The organism is Paenibacillus xylanexedens, assembly GCF_017874615.1.
Taxonomy (GTDB): Bacteria; Bacillota; Bacilli; order Paenibacillales; family Paenibacillaceae; genus Paenibacillus; species Paenibacillus xylanexedens.
In genome coordinates this window covers 1-21,915 of the sequence record NZ_JAGIKV010000010.1, presented here as the reverse complement: position 1 = coordinate 21,915, position 21,915 = coordinate 1, and the positions used below count along the sequence as shown (strand labels likewise).

20 protein-coding genes and 1 rRNA gene are annotated in these 21,915 nt (G+C 44.5%); 15 read left to right on the top strand and 6 right to left on the bottom strand.

The window, feature by feature from the left end; genetic code table 11:
* Positions 1 to 61 precede the first annotated feature (61 nt).
* Together J2Z28_RS14735 and J2Z28_RS14730 are read left to right on the top strand one after the other, a co-directional pair.
* A complete protein-coding gene (locus J2Z28_RS14735; protein ID WP_211083049.1) occupies positions 62 to 283 on the top strand; it encodes an aminotransferase class III-fold pyridoxal phosphate-dependent enzyme in 222 nt (73 codons plus the stop codon).
* A 201-nt stretch (positions 284 to 484) separates the two neighbouring features.
* Positions 485 to 1,828, top strand: a complete 1,344-nt coding sequence (locus J2Z28_RS14730) for an MFS transporter (protein ID WP_211083048.1) — start codon at positions 485 to 487, stop codon at positions 1,826 to 1,828.
* Positions 1,829 to 2,144: 316 nt separating this feature from the next.
* Here J2Z28_RS14730 and J2Z28_RS14725 read toward each other — a convergent pair whose 3' ends face one another.
* Positions 2,145 to 2,747 carry a hypothetical protein gene (locus tag J2Z28_RS14725; RefSeq protein WP_211083047.1) on the bottom strand — a complete coding sequence of 201 codons (603 nt, stop codon included), beginning with the start codon at positions 2,745 to 2,747 and terminating at the stop codon, positions 2,145 to 2,147.
* 274 nt (positions 2,748 to 3,021) lie between these two features.
* Between J2Z28_RS14725 and J2Z28_RS14720 the strand changes: the two genes are divergently transcribed.
* The 3 genes from J2Z28_RS14720 to J2Z28_RS14710 all read left to right on the top strand — a co-directional run bounded on the left by J2Z28_RS14720 (position 3,022) and on the right by J2Z28_RS14710 (position 5,238).
* Positions 3,022 to 4,170 carry an effector binding domain-containing protein gene (locus J2Z28_RS14720; RefSeq protein ID WP_211083046.1) on the top strand — a complete coding sequence of 383 codons (1,149 nt, stop codon included), beginning with the start codon at positions 3,022 to 3,024 and terminating at the stop codon, positions 4,168 to 4,170.
* 181 nt (positions 4,171 to 4,351) lie between these two features.
* A complete protein-coding gene (locus J2Z28_RS14715) occupies positions 4,352 to 4,801 on the top strand; it encodes a hypothetical protein (RefSeq protein WP_211083045.1) in 450 nt (149 codons plus the stop codon).
* Positions 4,798 to 5,238: a hypothetical protein gene (locus tag J2Z28_RS14710; protein WP_211083044.1), complete on the top strand. Its 441-nt coding sequence runs from the start codon at positions 4,798 to 4,800 to the stop codon at positions 5,236 to 5,238. The genes J2Z28_RS14715 and J2Z28_RS14710 overlap by 4 nt, the downstream gene beginning before the upstream one ends.
* 113 nt (positions 5,239 to 5,351) lie before the next feature.
* Here J2Z28_RS14710 and J2Z28_RS14705 read toward each other — a convergent pair whose 3' ends face one another.
* A complete protein-coding gene (locus tag J2Z28_RS14705; RefSeq protein ID WP_017690552.1) occupies positions 5,352 to 5,756 on the bottom strand; it encodes a CBS domain-containing protein in 405 nt (134 codons plus the stop codon).
* Between the two features lie 183 nt (positions 5,757 to 5,939).
* Here J2Z28_RS14705 and pbp4 point away from each other — a divergent pair, with 183 nt between their 5' ends.
* Positions 5,940 to 8,036, top strand: a complete 2,097-nt coding sequence (gene pbp4 / locus J2Z28_RS14700) for a penicillin-binding protein PBP4(5) (RefSeq protein WP_211083043.1) — start codon at positions 5,940 to 5,942, stop codon at positions 8,034 to 8,036.
* A gap of 110 nt (positions 8,037 to 8,146) precedes the next feature.
* On the opposite strand, the gene J2Z28_RS14695 is transcribed toward pbp4, so the two are convergent.
* Complete coding sequence (locus J2Z28_RS14695) at positions 8,147 to 8,902, bottom strand: class I SAM-dependent methyltransferase (RefSeq protein ID WP_211083042.1); 756 nt, start codon at positions 8,900 to 8,902, stop codon at positions 8,147 to 8,149.
* A 278-nt stretch (positions 8,903 to 9,180) separates the two neighbouring features.
* On the opposite strand from J2Z28_RS14695, the gene J2Z28_RS14690 reads away from it, so the two are divergent.
* The 5 genes from J2Z28_RS14690 (at position 9,181) to J2Z28_RS14670 (ending at position 14,195) form a co-directional block, all read left to right on the top strand.
* Positions 9,181 to 9,597, top strand: coding sequence for a VOC family protein (locus J2Z28_RS14690; RefSeq protein ID WP_017690549.1), 417 nt, complete (start codon positions 9,181 to 9,183; stop codon positions 9,595 to 9,597).
* A gap of 286 nt (positions 9,598 to 9,883) precedes the next feature.
* Positions 9,884 to 11,059 carry an FxLYD domain-containing protein gene (locus tag J2Z28_RS14685; RefSeq protein WP_211083041.1) on the top strand — a complete coding sequence of 392 codons (1,176 nt, stop codon included), beginning with the start codon at positions 9,884 to 9,886 and terminating at the stop codon, positions 11,057 to 11,059.
* 14 nt (positions 11,060 to 11,073) lie between these two features.
* The gene (locus J2Z28_RS14680) at positions 11,074 to 12,222 is read left to right on the top strand and encodes a S1C family serine protease (protein WP_211083040.1); all 1,149 of its coding nucleotides are present in this window, start codon (positions 11,074 to 11,076) and stop codon (positions 12,220 to 12,222) included.
* A gap of 120 nt (positions 12,223 to 12,342) precedes the next feature.
* On the top strand, positions 12,343 to 12,942 hold the full coding sequence (locus J2Z28_RS14675; protein ID WP_211083166.1) for a TetR/AcrR family transcriptional regulator: 600 nt from the start codon (positions 12,343 to 12,345) through the stop codon (positions 12,940 to 12,942).
* 32 nt (positions 12,943 to 12,974) lie between these two features.
* Positions 12,975 to 14,195, top strand: a complete 1,221-nt coding sequence (locus J2Z28_RS14670) for an MFS transporter (RefSeq protein WP_211083039.1) — start codon at positions 12,975 to 12,977, stop codon at positions 14,193 to 14,195.
* 84 nt (positions 14,196 to 14,279) lie between these two features.
* Here the strand turns inward: J2Z28_RS14670 and J2Z28_RS14665 are convergent, their stop codons facing one another.
* The 3 genes from J2Z28_RS14665 to licT form a co-directional block, all read right to left on the bottom strand.
* Positions 14,280 to 15,689, bottom strand: a complete 1,410-nt coding sequence (locus tag J2Z28_RS14665) for a glycoside hydrolase family 1 protein (RefSeq protein ID WP_211083038.1) — start codon at positions 15,687 to 15,689, stop codon at positions 14,280 to 14,282.
* Positions 15,690 to 15,731: 42 nt separating this feature from the next.
* Positions 15,732 to 17,630, bottom strand: a complete 1,899-nt coding sequence (locus tag J2Z28_RS14660) for a beta-glucoside-specific PTS transporter subunit IIABC (protein WP_211083037.1) — start codon at positions 17,628 to 17,630, stop codon at positions 15,732 to 15,734.
* Between the two features lie 184 nt (positions 17,631 to 17,814).
* Positions 17,815 to 18,675 (bottom strand): BglG family transcription antiterminator LicT, encoded by an 861-nt coding sequence (gene licT / locus J2Z28_RS14655; protein WP_211083036.1) that lies wholly within the window; start codon positions 18,673 to 18,675, stop codon positions 17,815 to 17,817.
* Between the two features lie 312 nt (positions 18,676 to 18,987).
* Between licT and J2Z28_RS14650 the strand changes: the two genes are divergently transcribed.
* The 4 genes from J2Z28_RS14650 to J2Z28_RS14635 all read left to right on the top strand — a co-directional run.
* The gene (locus J2Z28_RS14650) at positions 18,988 to 19,155 is read left to right on the top strand and encodes a DUF3934 family protein (protein WP_074093608.1); all 168 of its coding nucleotides are present in this window, start codon (positions 18,988 to 18,990) and stop codon (positions 19,153 to 19,155) included.
* Positions 19,156 to 19,320: 165 nt separating this feature from the next.
* Positions 19,321 to 19,752 carry a MarR family winged helix-turn-helix transcriptional regulator gene (locus J2Z28_RS14645; RefSeq protein WP_036605963.1) on the top strand — a complete coding sequence of 144 codons (432 nt, stop codon included), beginning with the start codon at positions 19,321 to 19,323 and terminating at the stop codon, positions 19,750 to 19,752.
* A gap of 80 nt (positions 19,753 to 19,832) precedes the next feature.
* Positions 19,833 to 21,008 carry a YhgE/Pip domain-containing protein gene (locus J2Z28_RS14640; protein WP_211083035.1) on the top strand — a complete coding sequence of 392 codons (1,176 nt, stop codon included), beginning with the start codon at positions 19,833 to 19,835 and terminating at the stop codon, positions 21,006 to 21,008.
* Positions 21,009 to 21,722: 714 nt separating this feature from the next.
* Positions 21,723 to 21,915: ribosomal RNA gene (locus tag J2Z28_RS14635) — 16S ribosomal RNA — on the top strand; the annotation flags it as partial.

The window sequence follows — 21,915 nt, the reverse complement described above, 5'->3', positions numbered from 1 at the left end:
CATTTCCCGGCCGTATCTGATAAAGCCAAAGATGACCGACTCTATATGGAGTGAGGAAATATTGAAGCAGTACCCCAACATTGATATTCGGGGAATTGGTCTGATCTGGGGGCTGGATTTCTCCAAATTCGAACCGGATATTGCCGCAGAGGTACAGAAGGCTTGCTATGAGCGTGGACTTATTGTAGAGCGAGTAGGCAGACACGATAGCGTGGTTAAGGTCATGCCTCCATTGAACATCTCCAATCACAATCTGCGAAGAGGAATCGATATCCTCAGGTAAAGCATTGCTTCGGTGTTGACGTTGCAAGAGGAGAAAGTTGTGCAAAAGATTTAACTTTGGATGCATCTTCCTGCTTCATATGGAAGAGAACATCAGATTGAACCAAGCGGAGTATTAATGACTTCGCTTGTCTTCATTCTTCATAGCAGCATGAAAGAGATGTGGAATGAGATTTAGGTTCGACGTAAGCGGAGGTGGGCCATGGAGATTTTCAAAAACAAGAACTTCAGTTTGATGTTTTTTGGCAGAATCTTGACCAACATCGGAGATAGCTTATATGCGGTATCCGCCATGTGGCTGGTCTACAATCTGGGAGGATCCTCATTTTATACAGGACTCGCAGGTTTTTTGTCCATTTTGCCGAAAATTATTCAACTGTTATCCGGACCAATGATAGATCGGATCCCGATTCGAGGGATTCTGGTATATAGTCAATTAATTCAGGCCGGATTGTTATTAATTGTCCCTATTGCTGCGTACTATGATTTTCTGAGTGTAGGCCTGGTATTGGTGATCACCCCTATTCTGAACATATGTAATACCTGGGTGTACCCTGTTCAGATGTCAGCTCTGCCAAGAGTATTGGAGAAACACCAACTCACGCAGGGCAATTCCTTGTTCTCCATCGCTTATCAGGGGATTGATGTGGCTTGTAATGCCATCTCCGGGATCCTCATTGTTGCGCTTGGTGCGGTATCTTTGTATTTTTGGAATGCCATCGGTTTCTTCATAGGTGCGTTATTATTCTCCCAATTGCGGATTGCTCCTTATATCATGGAATCGAAAATGAAGAAGGAACAGGATACATATGATGAGACTATTGAACCAGCTAACGGGAGTGCACCGTCAGGCATGCGTTTGTTTTTTAGGAATTACACGGATGATTTAGTAAGTGGGATCAGGCTGCTTACACGGACGGCATTGGCCAAATTGCTCTTTGGCATTATGGTTATCAATGCTGCGGGAGGAGCGACATTTAGTGTACTTCCCATATATAGTGATGAGATCGGCGGAGCTGATATCTACGGGTTGATGCTGATGGCACAGGCGCTCGGCAGCGTCATTGGTGCAACATGTGCACCGTATCTCAGACTGGAAAATGTGCGTTTGGGTCGGTTGTATTCTGTGGCATACATCATCTCCGGGATCGCTTGGATCGGGTGTATATTTACCCCATGGAGCTGGCTGAGCATTCTGGTATACGGACTGGCCTGGGTTCCCGGCGGAGCCGTTAACGTCATTATCAATACCGTTGTGCAGAAGGGGGTGCCGCAGCAGTATTTGGGTTTGGTTTTCTCCGCGACGATGGCTTTAAGCGGCATAGCTATGCCAATAGGCAGCTTGATCGGCGGTACGTTGGGAGTCTGGCTACAGAGTTCTACAGTCATTACCTTATGTGGAATTACCGTTGTTTTGGTAGGTGTATACTGGATGTTCGATCGCGTATCCCGCAACCTCCCCAAGACGGAGCAACTGGATGAAGGATATTTCAATTTCACATCACGTGGCGGCACGGCTCGCTCGAATACCGAAATGGGGGCTTAACGCTGAAATAGCATAATGAGCCCGTCGTTTATCTCTAAATTTCATGTGTAAAAATATTTAAAAAGGCACCTCCAGAAAGGGCATGAGGATAACGAATGGTTATCCCGTGCCTGTTCCATGAGGTGTCCTATTCAGGTTCATTTATGTTAAACGCTACCTGAGGTGGCATTGCAGGTTAATTGTTGTTACTGGCGGAGCATGTGAAGGAGGGCGTTTAAATAAGCGAAATTGGTGATTCATTTGTGAAAAAAAGAGCACAGCCCCCCCCCCCGCTGATTCGGGACAGCTTATGCTCTTCTACATATGTATCTACTTTTTAGTCGAGACTCAGGTCGAAATCAGGCTCACACATATAATCTAATGGGTACAGATCATCTCGTGCCGAGATTAATGCACGGAAATGTAGATCCCTGATACCGTGCTCAGTTGCACTTTCATCTGTGCGATTGGAGACAAGTTCAGCTACCACAAAAACGTCTTCTGCGAGGTTACATTTAAAAAGGACATTCTTCGGACGAATGACTTCCTCCAGGTAACTGTACGTCATCACGTGAAATGTTTGTCCGCGCCAGTTTGTCTTAATCACTTTATAGGACTGCGTTCGCACCAGATCCAAATAACGCTCCAGCTGGAACGTATGTTCAAATTGCGTAATATAACCTTTTTTATCTACATCAATCGTAAACTCGACATCATAGCTCACATGCATTTCATCTTTATAAGTTCCGTTCATAACCTTCATGTTGTCAAAGTGTGATCCGAATTCCGGATCATTCACATAGGGAATGGTAACGAGTTCAGGATCAACATAATCTGTGATCTTGCTGTTCATGGATGGTGCGCTGTAATACTTCGATGGCTGAAGATCAATCGATCCAATCATGCTTCCTGGGAAACCGGGGCTGCAAGTTATTCGCATAGTCATCTCCTTTAATTTTAATCAGTAGTTAGACGAACGAGTAGGGAGAAAGTTGCACCAGAATAAGGAAATGAAGGACGGGAAGAACCCAGTATGTCTATCTCCCAACATCGAGCAGGAACGAATGGTAGGTAAGTATTCTTTTAAGTCATGAATCGCACGTCTACTTCTGTTCCTGCTACTTTCATATGAATAGAAGTACTGGCACTATTTCCAATCTACCTACTCTTTTGATACAGTATCTGTAAGATATAATGGAGGTAAACAATTATATATGGAACAAGCACTTCAGATACTGATGCGAAATGCGCGTGCAGAAGAGAACACCTTTTTGTATATGCTGCATGAAGAGGCATGTTTCGATCAGGGACTATTCTGGGAATACGTGAACAGTATTATGGAACTGACTCGTCGTACTGCCAATCAGCCTTTGGATCGAGAACTTTCCAGTGCCGTCAGCTTTACATATTCCAAAATCATGGAGTTTCTACAATGGCACCAGTTGGATCGGGACGTATTCGAGATCAAACAGTTTCCATATGTCTACGCACATCAGATTGTCAATTTGCTAGGCAATGTAGTTAACGGCTTCTATAAAGGTATCACACCAGATGAAGCCAGTTTCGATGAGGAGTTCCCCAATCCGGCTTTCACAGGCAATATGGCAGAAGAGCAACCAGCCGTTTTGCAGCTGGGCTACTATAAACAACATACGAATGTACACGCCCTTGGCTTTCGAGAGGAAGATGGGACGTATCGAATTGTTTTGAATGAAGAAGAAGATCGGGATCTTGTAGATTCCAGGCTGAGTCGCGGAGAGGTAGAGGGCACGTATCTTTTTACGGCTCCGGATGCCAGCAGCGCCCACCAATGTTTTCATGAATGGGTCATGGAGAACCGTGCCCCGTATCGCTCTCGGAGAGGAGTCCATCTAATGAATATGAATGATAAGGTGATCGAACAGCAGTCTCTTACCTTTGTGGGCTTCAAACGAACGTTCTCTTGTGTGGATGGTGAGAATTTAAGAGAAATTCCTAAGATGTGGCAGGATGCTTTGGCAGACGGCATTGAGGAACGTTTAAACGGGTTCAATAACGGAGCTATTCCCGGTCTGGTGGGCATCTGTATAGATCAGCGAGAGCTGCAGGACAATCAAATGGAGTATTGGATTGCTACCTCTTACTCAGGTGAAGTGCCTGAAGGTTTGGTGTCCATCGAACTTCCCGCGTCCCATTGGATTGTATTTGAAGCGGATGAATTAAAGCCGGAGGCGATACAACGGTTGTGGCACCATATTATGACAGAGTGGTTTCCTTCCACTTCATATCAGCATGCAGGGATTCCGGAACTTGAAGTGTACAGAGGTCACGGCACACCTCCCCAAGTCTGGATACCCGTAGTTGTTCAAAAAGTCCGCTTTTGATTACGAAGGATGCCTGGAGGCATCATCAGCATCGAATATGGCATTCAGCCGAAATGTCCGTTGCTCACGTAGTTTCCCTACGCTCCGCTACTCCATTTCTAGCTTCATCCCATCTTCTTGGTACTGAAAACCAATCTTTTTGAACAGGTATTGTTAGTAAAATTGAATGAGGAGGCCTACGATGTTATCCAATAAAGTGATTGATCATTGCCAGGAGCAAGGCTGGTGGCATGAAGATGTTCCAGCATCATACGAAGAAGCGTTGCGGAAGCTTGAAATTGATCTTCAATCGGATTTCGCACAATTTTATTTACATGCAGAGGATGGACCGACTTTCTACAGCAGGCATCAGGAGTTGTATCAGATCTGCTGGTTTATGGAGAACACCGTATATATGGAAGACATGAATGTAGCACAGCTTACACTGGGACTTCCCGAGGCGTATATTCCACTGGACAGTTTTGAAGGTGAAGGTGGATTTTTCTACAACCGTCAGACGGGAGAAGTGGTGCTGGTGGAACTGGGTGAGTCCATCGAACGGTTTCTTAATGGTGAGAGTGAGCCGCAGTGGGCTGATTTCAATGCTTTTCTGGAGTGGTATTTCGTCCTGGAGCAGGAGACGGCGCAATGAAAGATCTAACACCGGAACATGCCGAACTGGAGCGACAAATTGTTGAAACCGTAGAAGCCGGTAATGTGCTGGATGAGACGCAGCAGCATGAACAAGCACTTATCTATTATGATCAGGCATGGGGCATGTTGCCCGAGCCGAAGATGGATTGGGAGATTGCAAGCTGGATTGCATCCTGCCACGTGAATGCACATATCGATCTGAAGCAGTATGAACTGGCGAAGCCGTGGGCTGAGATATCGTTAAATACGCGGAGTTCGGATAGAAGTACGAGTCCGTTGATCGATCTCGGCATGATCTGCATGAGACTTGAACAGCATGACGAGGCGTATTCGTATCTGCATCAGGCGTATGAGTTCGGCAGAGAGCGTGCATTTCATGGAAGCCCAAGGGACGTGTTGAACTATTATAAGGAAGAGCGCGCCAAGCGAAAGTAGAGTGATTCCGACCATACCATGAAACGAAAAGGGTACCCCGGTTTGGCCAAACATGACCACAGGAGTACCCTTTCGAGTTGAATATTCGTTTATTACAGGATGTTCGACTTCATCTAATCCGAAATGTTACGCGTATAGTATTCAATAATATCCTTACGACGGATAATACCGAGGAAGACACGATCGACATCCACCACGGGCACAAAATTTTGGTCTGCTGCAAGTGTCAGCATATCCTCCATCTCAGCCTCAATGAATACACATTCATTATATACCCGATTGTTAATCTCATGGACCTGAACCTGATCCATATTATCAAAAGTTAATCCGGGTGTATTTCGCATTTTCCATAACAAATCGCCTTCGGACAGGGTAGCAACATATTTTCCATCCTGGTCAATCACGGGAATGGCGGTGTAGTGGTGCGATTCCAGTTGCTCAATAGCATCTTTCATGGAAGCGGTAGACTTGATATAGGCCACTTCGGCTTGGGGGAGTAAAAAATAGCTGATTTCCATCATCGGGCTCCTTTTCAGCCTTTTGCATTTTGTATAGCAAAAAAGCTTTAATATGTAATTCACTATTCTTATTTAAACATATTATGTGAGTCTTCGGCTATTTTTAATGATAAATTCGTCAGATTTGTTTCATTGTTTAATTGGCTCTGGAAATCTATAGTATATATTAGAGGTGATATAACCATGAAATCCAAACGTAAATTAATGTACGGACTGCTGCCCATCTTGTTTGCAGGTGGAATCGGAATGTATCTGTACATGCAGAATAATAAAGAAGCAGAAGTCAAACCCCAGACCACCGTGAATCAGTACATAGAGCATTTGCAAAAAAAAGAATTTGACCAGTTATACACTTTGATGACGTCTGCTTCGCTGCAAGAGTCGGGCATGAACAAGGAGCAATTTGTTGAGAAATACAATGCGATCTATTCGGGTATGGAAGTATCCACCGTCAAGGCGGAGGTTAAACCTGTGGATGTTGCCGAAACGGCTTCCGATGGCAGTAAGACCGATGCAGAGAAACAAAACCCGGATGCGTATGAGGTGGATTACAACCTGCAACTGACAACTTTTTTGGGAGAAGTCAGTGAGACGCATACATTAAAACTGGTCCGGCAGGAGCTTGAGGACGGCAGAAAAAACTGGCAAATTAACTGGCAGCCTTCACTGATCCTGAATGACATGGTTAAGGGCAGTAAGGTACGAGTGAGGACACTGTTCCCGGATCGTGGAGATATTGTGGATCGTGATGGTTTGCCGCTCGCTACCAAGGGCACAATGAATGAATGGGGCATTGTACCTGAGAAACTTGGGGATAACCCGGATCAGATGATTGCCCGAATCGCGGGCCATTATCAGGTTTCGGAAGATGCCATTCAGAAGGCGCTTGCGCAGACATGGGTGAAGCCGGAGTATTTTGTCCCGATTGGTTCAACGGAGGAGTTTGACGTACCAGAATCTTTAAGCGGGGTTACGATGCAAAGCAAGGAAATCCGCTATTATCCACTCGGCGAGGCGGCTGCGCACCTGATTGGTTACGTGCGCAAAGCTACCAAGGAAGACCTGGATAAGGATACGGAAGGGTATTATCGCGCCGAGGATTGGATTGGTAAAGCGGGTTTGGAGCAGTCCATGGAGAAGCAGCTGCGTGGTGAGCGTGGTGGTCTGATTGAAATCACCGATGAATCCGGTAACTCTCGTTCTGAGCTTATTCGCAAGGATGCTGTAGATGGACAGAATGTTCAGCTGACGATTAGCTCCAAACAACAAAAGAAATTGTATCAGACTTTATCCAGCGGTGGAGACGCCGGTGCAATGGTTCTGATGAATCCGACGGACGGCAACCTGTTGGCGTTAGTCAGTGCGCCTTCCTATAACCCGAACAAGATGGTTACAGGACTTACTCAGGCAGAGTGGGATGCTTATTCAGCGAATGAGAAGCTTCCTTTTATCAACAGAGTCACTACCCGATATGCACCGGGATCAACCTTCAAAGCGATTACAGCCGCAGCGGGACTAATGGAGAAGGTGACCACAGCGGACAAAACCCATGATATCTCTGGCTTGCAATGGCGTAAAGACGATAGTTGGGGCGGTTATTATGTCAAGCGTGTGAAGAGTTTATCTCCAGTAAATATGGTCGATGCTCTGGTGTATTCGGACAATATTTACTTTGCGATGGAAGCGATCGAGATGGGCAGCGCCAAGTTTATTGATGGGATCCAGAAATTTGGTTTTGGCGATAACTTTGGACTGAATGAACTGTATCTGAAGCCAAGCCAATATGCCAATGAAGCACATCTGGATCTGTCGTCTGAGGTGTTACTCGCTGATACGTCCTACGGGCAAGGGGAGATGTTAATGTCCCCGATTCATCTGGCGTCGTCATTTACACCTTTTATTAATGAAGGGAAACTGGTGAAACCCGTTCTGATTGAGGGAAAAGAAAGCACTGACCCCGAGGTAATTATTACTCCAGAAGCCGCAAATACGGTTAAGGATGCTTTGGGAGAAGTTGTTTCCCGGCAGGGAGGTACGGCCCACACTTTGAATTCAATTCCTGGAGGACTCGCGGGCAAGACGGGAACAGCGGAACTGAAAGCGAAGAAGGGAGAGAAGGGAGAGAAGGGGCAGGAAAACGGATTTTTCGTAGTGTTTGATACCGATTCTCCGACCTTTCTGTTATCCGCTGTAATTGAAGAGGTGAACGGCCGAGGTGGAAGCCACTATGTCGTGGATAAATTAAAGCCTTTTTTGGAAAAGTTGGAGATTACGCAGTAACTCCGATTTAATTTAGCCTTACAAGCATAATATAAAGACCCGGTCACCATGTTATGGTTCTCACATGTGACCGGGTCTTTTTTATTTCATTTTATTCAATCTGGGATCATTTATTTCCTTGCAGTGATCATGAAGCGTGCCGAGTTGGTACGAATGCCCTTCTCGTCGCGATGTTCATTCACAAACTGCTGGAATCGCTCGAAGTCAGTGTCTACCTTTCCGAAATCGGGAATGATGGGTGCATGGGTTAGGAGAAACATCAAATCTTCGGGTGTAGCGTAATGCTCCACTACATTATATTCACGGGCCTGAATGTCATGGAAACCTGCTATTTGAAGTTTATGCTTGTATCGTTCCATCAATGTGCCAGGTTGAATGCCAAGGCTCTGTCCACGGCCAAAAGCTTCTGAAAGGTTGGATTTATCATGTTCGCTGACCTGCTGGGTTAGAAATATCCCACCCTGAGCAAGAACCCTAAATACTTCTGAAGCAGAGAACCTAGAGTGTCTGGAAGATACCACATTAAAGAAGCAATCTGGAAAATGCAGTTTTTCTGCGTCCATATGAAGAAAGCGTACATTGGAATGACCGCCCGTAGCCTGAAGATTATGCTGTGCGGTCTCAATCATTCCTTGAGCGAGATCAATTCCCACCAATAACAAGGCTTCTTTGGCAATGGACAGAATAGCTTCTCCACCACCCGTCCCGATATCCAGCAACAGATCGGATGATCGCGTATGGCGAACAACTTCCTCATAGAAGTTCCATCCGACTTTCTCCGAGACAACGTTCATGGAGCTGAAGTTCCATCCATTCGTCCGGCCTACTCGCTCATAAAAGTCAGCGTAATCTATTTTGTTTTTCATTTTCATATTCCTCCAATGTGAGTTTGTTTGAACAGGACAAGAGAGTTGTGCCAAATTGTTCTAGTGTATATGGTCGAATAGGATCAAATGGACAGACGTGTCCCTTGATAGCTGGTACGCGTTTTGACCCAGCCCGACGACTAATTACTTCGAACAATACGGAGCAACATCCGTGTCACCTCACAAGTTGGAATGTCTCCATTATATTCAATTGACAGCGTATACGCGAGGTGTTATTTTGAGGTGGAATGTATTCTATGAGTTCGAGGTGATCGATGGTGGCTATTCGTGCTAAGCAGATTTTTGTTAATTTACCTGTTCAAGATTTGAAGAAATCCGTTGAGTTTTTTACCAAGGTGGGATTTGAGTTTGACGCCAATTTTACGGACGAGTCTGCTACTTGTATGATCATCGGGGAAAATATTTACGCCATGCTTCTGGTGGAGGAACGTTTCCAATCATTTATCTCGAAAAAAATCTCCAATGCTGCCGATACAACCGAAGTTATCGTTGCCCTGTCTGTAGATAGCCGTGAGCAGGTGGATGCCATTGTACAAGCTGCCCTCGATGCAGGAGCGAAGCCATCCAACGAACCACAAGATCACGGATTCATGTATGGATGGAGTTTTCAGGATCTGGATGACCATCTGTGGGAAGTCTCCTATATGGATCTAAGTGCTTTTCCTTCAGAGTGACAAAATGAAAATAACTAGAGCCTTCCTGGATTAATAGGAAGGTTCTTTTGCATCCACTATGACTCGTTTAAACGTGATATCTATAGAATATATGGTGTAATATTCCTTTTTGCTATATGATAAATATCGATTCGTGCTGGTATTTTTTAGCAATTGATGCAATAGGCGAACCCCAGGAAAGCGAAGTATACATATGTTCTTAAGTGGAGGGATCAGGGTGTATTGTCATGTATGTGGGACCAGAAACAGTCCAGCGGATAACACGTGCAGAAAGTGTAGAACCAAATTGAAAGAAACAAGCTCTACAGAGGAACAGATCTGGGCAGAAACAGCCATAGACTTGGATAAAGGAACGCGAAAAGCACTTGATTCGTTATCCCGTCAACAGCAACCTGCTTCCAAACAAAGAAATACGGGTCAAGGTCATGTATTTAGCTGGATCATTCCCTTGTTTCTGGCAGTAGCTGTAGGGGCTTTGCTAACGTATTATCACAAGCAGGAGACAGGTATAAATGCAGAGGTTAAATCACTGCACCAACAGGCGGAACAGGCTGCACTAGAGGGGAAATATAAAGAGGCTCTCCAACTGCTGGACAGCGCTCTAACGAAACGACCGAACTATGATGCACTTATACAGGATCGGCAAATTACGGCGAAAGCGTTCAACTTGATGAATCAGTTGGATGAGGCATCCACAAGTCTGAAGACAGGAAAGCTGTCCGCAGGAGATAAAACCATTCAGGCTGTAGCCAAAGTGCTGATGGAGCGGGAAGAACCTGTTTTTTCCAAAGTGCGTGCCGCATTCAACAACAGAAAGGTAACGCTGGCTGTATTGAAGGTGAAAAAGGAAATCGACAGTCTGACGACAATAGAGGCACTAGCCGAAAAGTTGGACACCGTATCAAACTTGAAAGGCAAGGAAGCTGAGACGGTAGAGAAGCAAATTGTCGACAAGCTCGCAAGCATAAGTTATAAAGAGGCGGAACAGCAAGTAAAGCAAAAGAATTTCACAATTGCGTTACAAACGGTCGACCAGGGATTGTCCTATGCGCCGGAAAATGAAAAACTGACTTCGTATCGTGAACGGGTGCTCAGTGAAAAAAAGGCATTTGAAAAAGCGGAAGCGGATCGCATTCAACAGGCGGAGCAACAGGCTGCAGAAGAAGATCTGATGAATCGAACGGCGGCAGTAAGTGTCGTGAACGTTGATGCAACGCTTGATATGTACGGGGATCTTTATATTAGCGGTTCATTGATCAATAATGCAACTCGTCCGATCTCTTCCGTCACAGTTTTGATTGATATTTATAATATAGACGGTATATACCTGGGCCAAACTTATGCAGATGTGTATCCAAGCTGGCTGGATGTGGGGGAAGAAGGTTTCTTTGAAACCTATTATTATGGTGTGTACGAGGAAGCGGAAATCTCTGTTGTGAATGCAACGTGGTATCTCGAATAGGAGGACAGGTTGGAATGACCAAACGAACATGGAGTACGATCATATCCAGTGCTATTATCATTGGCGCTGGAGCAGGAGGCGTGTTCTGGATACACCAGCATTCAGCAGATCAGTTGCAGGATGGGCCCAGACTGGCAGTTGTTGCCGCGAAGGAAACGGAAAATGCGGCAGCGACGACTGCCTCCAAGCAACCTGTGAAGAAGACGCGCAAACAGATTATAGAAGAAAGCCAGAAGAAAGTCGTAACGATCGAGAGTAGCAGCGGATTGGGCTCCGGTTTTCTCTACAATGATCAGGGAGATGTCGTGACCAATGCGCATGTGGTGGAGGGTGCAAAGGAAGTAACCATTCGGACCTTGAACCATGAGGAATATAAGGGGACGGTTATTGGTATTGGGGATGAAACAGACGTAGCTGTGGTCAGGGTTCCTGATTTGAAAAAAGTTAAGCCGTTAATCATCGCCAAATCCAAAGCTGAGACCGGAGACGAGATTCTGGCATTGGGTAGTCCACTTGGGCTAGAGAACACCGTAACGACCGGAATCATCAGTGGATTGGGGCGTAGCTTTGAAATAGCGCCTTACATCTATAGTAACCTCTATCAGATCTCGGCACCAATAACCCATGGCAACAGTGGTGGACCACTCATTAGTGCGGAGACGGGTGAAGTGATTGGCATTAATTCGGCGGTCGTGGAGCAGGAGGGGGGAATAGGATTCAGTATCCCAATGACTAGTGTGCTCAAGCAGGTGCAGGCGTGGTCCAAAAATCCTTCTGGCACAACGTCGGTACGGACGGCTGGGGATACTCACTTGGGTTCAGCCACTAAGACATTGCAAGCAGAAGGAATTGTAACGGACTTTTATACAAGCCTTAATCTGAGTGATTATGTAACCGCTTATGCACTGCTCGGAAGCGAGTGGCAGAGTGCTACAACATATGCCAAATTCAGAGAAGGATATCTGAATACAAGTGAGGTGACCATCAGTGAGGTATCCTCGGTCAACAAAGGCGATGACGAGATGGAAGTGAAGGCAATGATTACAGCAAATGAACGCAAAGATGGGGAATATATACTATCGCAATATCGGGTCGAGTATCAGTTGGGTTATGAGAATGGTCAACTGAAAATATTGCATGGTAAAGGTAAAAAAGTGAAATGATTGTTGAGGGAGAGTGGGCATGCGTGCCAATTCTCCTTTTTCATTGCTTATATTGAGTGCATCTGTTAAAATACAGAACGAATGTTCAGTATGGATGGGACGGAGTGAAATGGAATGAATATGAATAAAAAGCAACTTCAAACCGAGCAGACCAAGAAGAAACTTGCGGATGCTTCCAAAGCCCTTTTTGTACAAAAAGGCTATAAAGCAACGTCCATTGAGGATATTGTAGCTGCGACAGGCAGCAGCAAAGGCAATATATATTACCATTTTAAAAGTAAGGAAGGTCTGTTCCTCTATCTAATTGATGAGTGGGATCGGGAGTGGGAAGAGAGTTGGGCGGCCAAAGAACATCTCTATCACACCTCTACGGAGAAGATTTACGGACTGGCTGAACAACTCGTCATAGATGACATGAATCACCCTTTGACCAAAGCAGCCGATGAGTTCTTCACTGGGGAAAAGAAAGAAAATGATATTGAAGAACGAATCGCCTTGATGTTTGAGCGGCATCTTCAATTCAACAAACAAATGATAGAGCAAGGCATTGAGAGCGGTGAGTTTAAAGCAGACAATGTAAATAATCTCGCGCTCATATTGGAGAGTACCATTATTGGTCTTAGCCAGATGTCACGGGGGATGGAGCCTGATCAGGCTCTTGCGTTATACCGCCAGGCTGCCAGTGTATTCTTGCACGGGATTGCAAAAAATAAAGATTAAGTAACATTTTGACTACTACGGAGGATGGAATCATGGCATTACTAACACGGAACAGGGGCGCACTGCTGCTGTTAATGTTTAATATTTTTCTCGTTTTTACGGGTATTGGTCTCGTTGTGCCGATCATGCCTGCGTATATGGATCTACTGCATATCACCGGATTCACGGTTGGATTGCTGGTAGCGGCATTTTCCTTCACCCAGTTTCTGTTCTCCCCGCTTGCGGGTCGATGGTCGGATACGTGGGGACGTAAAAAAATTATCGTTGGCGGCATGCTGATTTTTGCCGTATCCGAGTTTATGTTTGGTGCGGTCAACGCACCAGTGCTGCTCTTCGCAGCCCGGATGCTTGGGGGTATTGGTGCGGCGATGATCTTCCCGGCGGTTATGGCTTACACCGCAGATATTACAACAGAGGAAGAACGCGGCAAAGGTATGGGATTGATTAATGCAGCGATTACAACCGGATTTATTATCGGTCCGGGAATTGGTGGGTACATTGCGGACTTTGGCATTCGAATTCCGTTCTACGCTGCTGGGGTTGCCGGTTTGCTGGCATCCATCATTACATTGATTATTTTGCCGGAATCTGCACGAAGCACAGGAGAACAAAGTAAACCTGTAGCTGGCGCAGCGAAGGTCAAAGCTCCGGGTATGGTATCCCAATTGCTGAATTCGTACCGTGAACCGTACTTTTTCAGCTTGATTATTGTATTTGTTATGGCATTTGGTCTGGCGAACTACGAGACGGTATTTTCACTATTTGTGGATCACAAATTCGGCTTTACGACCAAAGATATTGCATTTATTATTACATTCGGTTCCATCGCGGGTGCGGTAGTACAGGTATCCCTGATCGGTTGGTTGCTCAATCGATTTGGTGAAAAGATGGTCATTTCAGTCTGTCTGTTATTTGTAGCCGTATTTGTACTGTTGACCTTGTTTGTAAGTACGTACTGGATGATTCTTGTCGTAACGTTTATCGTCTTTCTGGGTATGGACATTTTGCGTCCGGCGATTAGTACACAGATGTCCAAACTGGCACAAGAACAACAAGGCTTTGTGGCTGGACTGAACTCGGCGTATACCAGTTTGGGGAATATCGCAGGTCCAATCGTAGCTGGAGCACTGTTCGATGTGAATATTAACTATCCTTATGTTTCAGCAGCAGCCGTTTTGGCGATCTGTTTCCTGTTATCCCTGCGGGTACTCAGAGGCGGCAAAACGGTGAAACAACAGAAGGCTGAAATGTAATTTCATTCGGGAAAAGAAATGCATTAACTAAAAAGTCGACTACACATGAAAATTGTGTAGTCGACTTTTTTTGATATTACAGTATTAACGAATTTCTCCGTTCGTTTCAATCAATTTTTGATACCAGTGGAAACTTTGTTTGCGGATACGTCTCAATTCCTTGATATCGAATTCCTCACGATCCACATAGATGAATCCATAACGTTTGCTCGACCCTTGATGTGTGCTGACCAGATCGATCGCAGACCAAGGGCAGAAGCCAAATACATCCACGCCGTCTGTAATCGCCAGTTGAATCTGTTCGATATGTTTGTTGAAGAATTCAATACGATATGGATCGTTAACCACGTCGCCTTCCTCCAGTTTATCAAAGGCACCCAGACCGTTTTCCGTAACAATTAATGGCAGATGATAACGGGAGTAGATCTGACGCAGGGTAGAGCGGAAGCCGACCGGATCAATTTCCCAGCCAAACTCCGTTTTTTGCAGATTGGGATTCACAGATCCTCTATATGCGCCCGGTTCACCTACGATTTCATGCTGGTCTCCTGTATGGGAGAAGTCATTGCCATCGTTCAGACTTTCACCAACCGTCTGGGAAGTGTAGTAGTTGAACGCAATAAAATCAGGGTTTCCTTGAGCTAGGATATCCATATCTCCGTCTTCAATGACAGGCGTATATCCTTTCTCTTCGAGATAACTCCAGGCAATATGATTATAACGTCCATATACCGCCATATCGAGATAGAGCCAGTTACGAATGGCAGCATAGTTATCAGCCGCGAGTGTGTCTTCTGGTTTGGAGCTCGCAGGGTAAATTACACCGATATTAGGAGCTGGGCCAATCTTGGCTTCAGGCAGCATTTCATGACACAGTACCATAGCTTTAGCTTGAGCAACCAGCATGTGGTGATTTTGCTGATACATTGTTTTTTGCGGATCAACTAGCGTTGTATCCAGTGTACCCAGAGAGCCAGGATGAAGGATTAGCATATTTTGTTCGTTGATGGTCAGCCAATATTTAACCCGATCTCCGTAGTTCTCATAAAGAGTCTTGGCATATTGTTCAAAAGCATCAATCGTTGCACGGTTGGACCAGCCCCCTTTTTCCTCAAGTGCATAAGGAAGATCGAAATGATACATGGTCACAATGGGTTCAATACCGTATTTAATTAACTCATTAATGAGGGAATCGTAAAAGGCGAGGCCCTTCGGATTCACTTCACCTGCTCCTTGCGGATAGATGCGTGTCCATGCGATGGAGAAGCGGTAGGCTTTGAAGCCCATTTCGGCGAGCAACGCGACATCTTCTTTGTACATATGATAATGATCACTGGTTACCTTGAAGTCGGTTACGCCTTCCACGTGATTCCCCATGTCGATGACAGAAGGGCCTTTACCATCTTCATTCCAGGCTCCCTCAATCTGATAGGCAGAGGTTGAACCTCCCCAGAAAAAATCTTTAGGAAATGGTTTCAGTTGAGTATGTTTCATAGTTAGTTCCTCCTAAATTGAATTCGTATAATATAAGTTGGGTCAGACTACGAGAGTCAGCAGGACATCATTTTTCTGTACCTGTTCCTGAGTTGTTTCGAACACATCCACTTCTTGCTGCGTTAGAGTGACAATGACAGGTGTTACGGTTTCGTATCCGGCTTCCTTGATCTTATCGATGTCAAACTGGATCAACAGATCGCCCTGTCTTACGATATCACCTTCTTGAACGACAGGAGAGAAGTGTTTTCCCTTTAGTGCTACTGTGTTGATGCCAATATGAATCAGGATTTCTGTTCCTGCGTTTGTGGTTAATCCAATGGCATGTCCAGTCGGGAAGAGGGAAGTGACAACACCGTCTACCGGAGCGACAACTTCACCAATCTCAGGGACAATCGCCAAACCTTTGCCCATAGCACCAGTCGAAAAAGCCGGGTCATTAATGGTACTCAGTGCTACGGCTTTACCAGTAAGTGGGCTATAGATTTGTTCTTTCTTGATCTCCGTTGTTTTGGTCTCAGGAACGACAGGAAGTTCAGCCTGCGTACTTTCAGCCGATGTGCTGGAGACAGAATCATCTTTCTCGGAAACTGTATCTTTGGTTTTGCTTTCATAACCAAACATCACCGTTAATACCGCGGCTACCGCAAAGGAGCAGGCAATCGCAATCACGTAGACAACCGTTGGTGTATAGACAGGAATGGCAAATATATTGTGGAACACATAAGCAGTCATTTTAACACCAAAGTGACCATTGATGGCACCGCCGATCGCACCTGCGATAACCACGATAGGAATCACACGCTTATAACGCAGGATCAGACCATATACGATTGGTTCAGTGACTCCTGCAAGTAAACCTGTAAGGCTGGTTGAGCCAGCAAGAGTACGCAGGGTTTTGTTCTTTTTGGCTTTCAGGAAAATACCGAAGGCTACACCGATTTGTGCAAATACAGCTGCAGCAGCCATGGCTTCAATTGGATCGCCGCCAACCCCTATATTCTGTATCGTGATTGGAGTAAAGCCCCAGTGGAGTCCGAACACAACCATGAAGGTCATGAATCCACCCAGTACAACCCCTGATAATATACCGCTGACACCAATGAGCCAAGTTACGCCGGAGGAGATCCAGTCACCTACCGTGGTGCCAAATGGTCCAAAGGCCATTGCGGACAGAGGAACCATAATCATCAAAGCAATCATGGGTACAAGGAACAATTGCAGGTCTTTCAAAATGATTTTCTTGAGTAACTTATCGAGAACAGCGTAGATGCTAATCGATATGAAAATTGGGAATACGCTGGCTGAATAATTCATCATCACAACCGGTATACCCAGGAACGATACATCTGAGCCCTTATCCATCAGCCCAGTGAAACTAGGTTCCATTAGAGCGGCACCAATTACGCCAGCTACATAAGGATTGGCTTTCAGCTTCATACCCAGTGTGATGCCAAGGAAGATGGGCAAGAAATAAAATACAGCGTTGCCGGCAGCGGATAAAATCAGGTATGTGTCACTTGTATCCGACATCCATCCGAGCATGGTCAGGACAGTCAGCAAAGCTTTTAGCATACCTGATCCTGCCATAGCCGGGATTAACGGCGAGAAACTTCCGGATATAATTTCAAAAACTTTGGATAATAGCGAGGTTTTTTCCCCTGTAGACTCAGCCGATGAGGAGGAATCTCCTCCGAAATCCCGGTTTTTCATAATCTCCGCATATACATGAGCCACGTTACTACCGATGACAACCTGGAACTGGCCGCCGCTTTCTACAACGGTAATAATGCCATCGTGTTTTTCAAGCGTTTCGCGTTCGGCCTTTTTCGAATCTTTTAGGTCAAATCTCAGCCGGGTCGCACAGTGGACAAGACCATTGATATTGGCTTCTCCGCCGACGAGACGAACGATGTCATCCCCCATTTTTTTATGATCCATGTTCATTCTCCTTTGTTGTTAAGATTGCCTGAAAACAAAAAAATACCTAAACGAATGGCTATGATCATCGGAAAGATGACCTGTTGCCAATCATTTAGGTATCGCCTGCTTGAGCAGTAACAATCCTTGTCGTTAAGTTGTGAGACCTACTATATATGACGCCGAAATCGTTTGCAAGCTTTTTTTATTCTGTGTCGAGAAGCTCGTTACGGGAAGTGACACGTTGAATATGGATCGTCAAATACACCTTTTCATCAATGGACATGGCACTTTCAAACTTGTCTTCAAGGTACTGATTGATCCGCTGTGTGCACTCAAAAGCGTTGCTATATTTGTCCTTCACCTGCTCATACAGAAAGTTGTCTCCTGAAGCAAATTGCTCCTGTTCATTACTCAACATTCTCTGCACAAAATATTGAAGATGGGTAATAAACCGGGAATAATTAAATGAATTTTCATCCAGGGCGATGTGATAATGGTTGGTCACAATGTTGAAGATATCATCAATAACTTCAGTAATTTCAACGGTTTGTTTCATGCCTTGAGCATCTTGACGAGCGTTTACAAAATGCATCGCAATAAAGCTGGCCTCATGTTCATCCATTTGGATGCCGAATTGTTCCTGGATTAGCTCCACAGCGTTCATGCCAATCCCAAACTCCTTCTTGTAAAACTTTTTGATCTGCCACAAAAGGGAATTCTTCAGCCCGACGGATTTACGGTACCGGGTAATGGCAAACTGAATATGATCGATCAATGATATATAGATATTATCACTAAAAATATCGCCCATTTCCTTTTTGGCATGGCCTACAATTTCGTCCGCTAACTTCAAATATTCAACAGACGTTTCCCCAATCAGATCGATTAGTTTTTGTGGTATTTTATCCGATTTAAGCACAAAGGTTTTTTCGATTTTATCCTCATCCACGGGCTGTCCGTTTTTCTTTTTGAAGCCAAGACCGTTGCCAATGACAACAAATTCGTGACCAACCTGGTTCTCAGCCCGGATGACATTGTTGTTAAAAATCTGACGGATGATCATATATGTGTTTCACCTCAATTGGTCGTAATAAAAACAAAAAACCCAAACTAAGGCTTAATAGACAGCCTTGGTTTGGGTATCGCCTGCTTACCAGTAACAATCCCGAAGAAGACGCAGCTTCCTCTTTCAATTATGTCCACTATACCGCTTTCATAACAGAATAACAATACAATGATTTATGGAAATGGACGTAAAGACGTGGATTTTTGGTATAATAAGAATTGCTGGAAGTGAATTAGATGGGCTGGGTTGCATAATAAGTTACCGAGGACGGTCATTTTTAAGCATATACAGGATTATTGGAGTGATAACATGAGCAATGCAAAAGGAAAAGGCGGCACCGGCCGTGGTACGGGTAAAAAAGGCTGGAACCGTTGGCAAGCCGCTGCTAACCGGGCGAAAAGTGCACCGAAGCCTTATAAAAGTAAAGGCACAAAGAAGAAGGACGATACCGAAACTTCAAGTGGCAAGCCCGAGTAAGTATGGCTTGACGATGCCAGAGGAGAGAGCTGCCTGACTAACGGGTGGGTCTCTTTTTGCTTGATAAGATAAAAAATTAAATTGACAGTAATGTAAATATGGTAATAATATAGAGCTTACGCAAATTAGATGGTAGTGCTACTATATAGAGAAAGGAGCAACAGCATGCCTGTTAATATGGATGAAAATCCACTTGGACTGATTCTGTCACGGACGTATCTGGCATACAAAAAAACAACAACCAGAAATCTAAGTGAACAGGATATTACTCCGGAACAATTTGCAGTCTTGAATGAATTGAGCAAGGCTGGAAGCCATATATCACAGAAAAAACTGGCTGAATTAACAGTGCGGGACCAGACAACGGTAGGCAAAATTATAGACAAGTTGATTCGCAAAGGTTTGGTGACAAGAGAAGAAGATCCACAGGACCGCAGAGCGGTTTTGCTTTGTTTGACGGCGGAAGGACTGGAAATGAATAACGTTCTGACACCAAAGGCAAAACAGCAAGAGCAAGAGGCACTCGCCGAATGTTCCCCTGAAGAGCTTGAAGCATTCATGAATGTAATGAATCGCATCTATGAAAAGATGAAATAAATTTTTTTGACGTAATATGTGCATGTGCATATATATGCAGTGCAATTATTTTAATTTTAACTAATGGGAGTCGTGAACGAATGAAAAGCTTCAAAGATTTTCTTAAAGTGCCACAGACAAAAATAGGGTTGGTTTTTGCATTGATTGTTCCGCTGTTATTTGTTGTGATCTGGATGACGGGTTATCATCAAGCCACGGAGAGAGTGGATCAACTTCAAGTTGCTCTGGTGAACGAAGACGGGACACAGGGAACAGAGGTGCAGAAGCAGATTGAAACGCTCGCGCCTTTCCATGTCAATGTACTGGGTTCTGCCGAGGAAGCTGAGCAACAGATGAATGCTGGTAACTATGCGATGGTTATTGTTATTCCGGAAGGATTTACTGACCAGATTGCAGGAGGCACAGAGGCGAGCTTGTCCTTTTATATCAATCAGGGAAATGCCGATGTAGCCAAATCCATTGTGGAACATGCCGCGACCGGAATGACTGCACAAATGGGTCAAGGGATTCTGGAATCCAAGGTTCAAGTGACACTCAATAACGATAGTATAAACAGCGATGAACTGAGTGCAGCTATTGGACAAGTGATGGCGAAGATAAATGAAGGGCCTGTGAAGGCTGAAATTAATAAAACGAACAGCGTGAGTGATTTTGCAACATCAATGCTGCCCATGATTCTGGGATTTATCACCTATATTGCTTCGATGACTATGAACATTCAGTTTAATATTACATCGAATATCATGAAACGTAACCACTCCAAATGGGAAATCTTCTGGGGACGGCAATTGCTGTTATTGTGTATAGCTGTGATCGTTCCTCTGATTGTGGATACAGTAGCTCTTCAGTTCACGGATGTTGCGAGCTCCTTCGGCGCGTTGTATCTGTATCATGTGCTGGTGAGTCTGGCTTGTATCTGTTTTACACAAATGAGTTTTGCCCTGTTTGGTAATGCAGGCCCTCTATTTAATGTAGCGATGGTTCCGCTCCAGTTGATGACAGCAGGAAATATCATTCCAGCCGAGATGCTGGCGCCATTCTACCGGTATATTGGTAACTTTCTGCCCGCTTCCAATGGGGTACAGGGATTTATGCGTTTGATCTATAGTGGAGAAGCAGTAGGGGGATACATGGTTCATCTTCTGTTGATCTCGATTATTACGTGGGGAATTACGTTGCTGCGAGTTGGCATGCAAAAAGCAGGTAATGGACAAATGACGATGACGCCTCCAGCATCAGCACAGGCACAACATTAAGAGTTTCCTTCTATATATAATGTAATAACACACAAGAAAGTGGTTCACGTATAGTTGTATGCGTGCATCACTTTTTTTGTGTATCTTCTATAATACTTCTACTTATACTCGTGGTAACTTACAGTGCCCCCCCCAGTAATCTTGTATGACCTTGATAAAAGGACAACCTAAATTGAGCATTTTAATGAAGCTAAAATATATGAGAGGAGATGTAGGCTAATAAGTTTAAAATCAATTAGACATGTATTGCGATGTATGAATGGAAAGAATGTCATTTAAGCTATAATAAACTTTACACTGAGATAGAGGAGAGCAACACAGTAAAGGTAGCTGATTTGTAGTTAATGAATTTTATTAAATTAAGTATTGTAATTAATATCTATACGTGATATATTATTAATCCGGCCAAGAAAACACGGTTTAACACTGGTGCGGCAAGCAAAATGAAATAAGCTTCGAAAGAAACTTAAAAAAAGAGCTTGCAAAGTTGGTTCGGACATGATATTATATAAGAGTTGCTGAAGAGAACGACATTCGGTAACGAAATAAGTTTGATCTTTGAAAACTGAACAACGAGTGAGTAAATATTCTGCTTGCAGAATGAACGCGAAAGTTGGAGACAAGCCTTGGCTTGGATCGGCTGGAGCACAAATGAGATTTTTAATTTTTTAATCTCGTCAGATTCAAAATGAGCTTATCGCTCTTTTCAATACTTTATTGGAGAGTTTGATCCTGGCTCAGGACGAACGCTGGCGGCATGCCTAATACATGCAAGTCGAGCGGAGTGGATAGGAAGCTTGCTTCCTTGATACTTAGCGGCGGACGGGTGAGTAACACGTAGGCAACCTGCCCTCAAGTTTGGGACAACTACCGGAAACGGTAGCTAATACCGAATAATTGTTTTCTT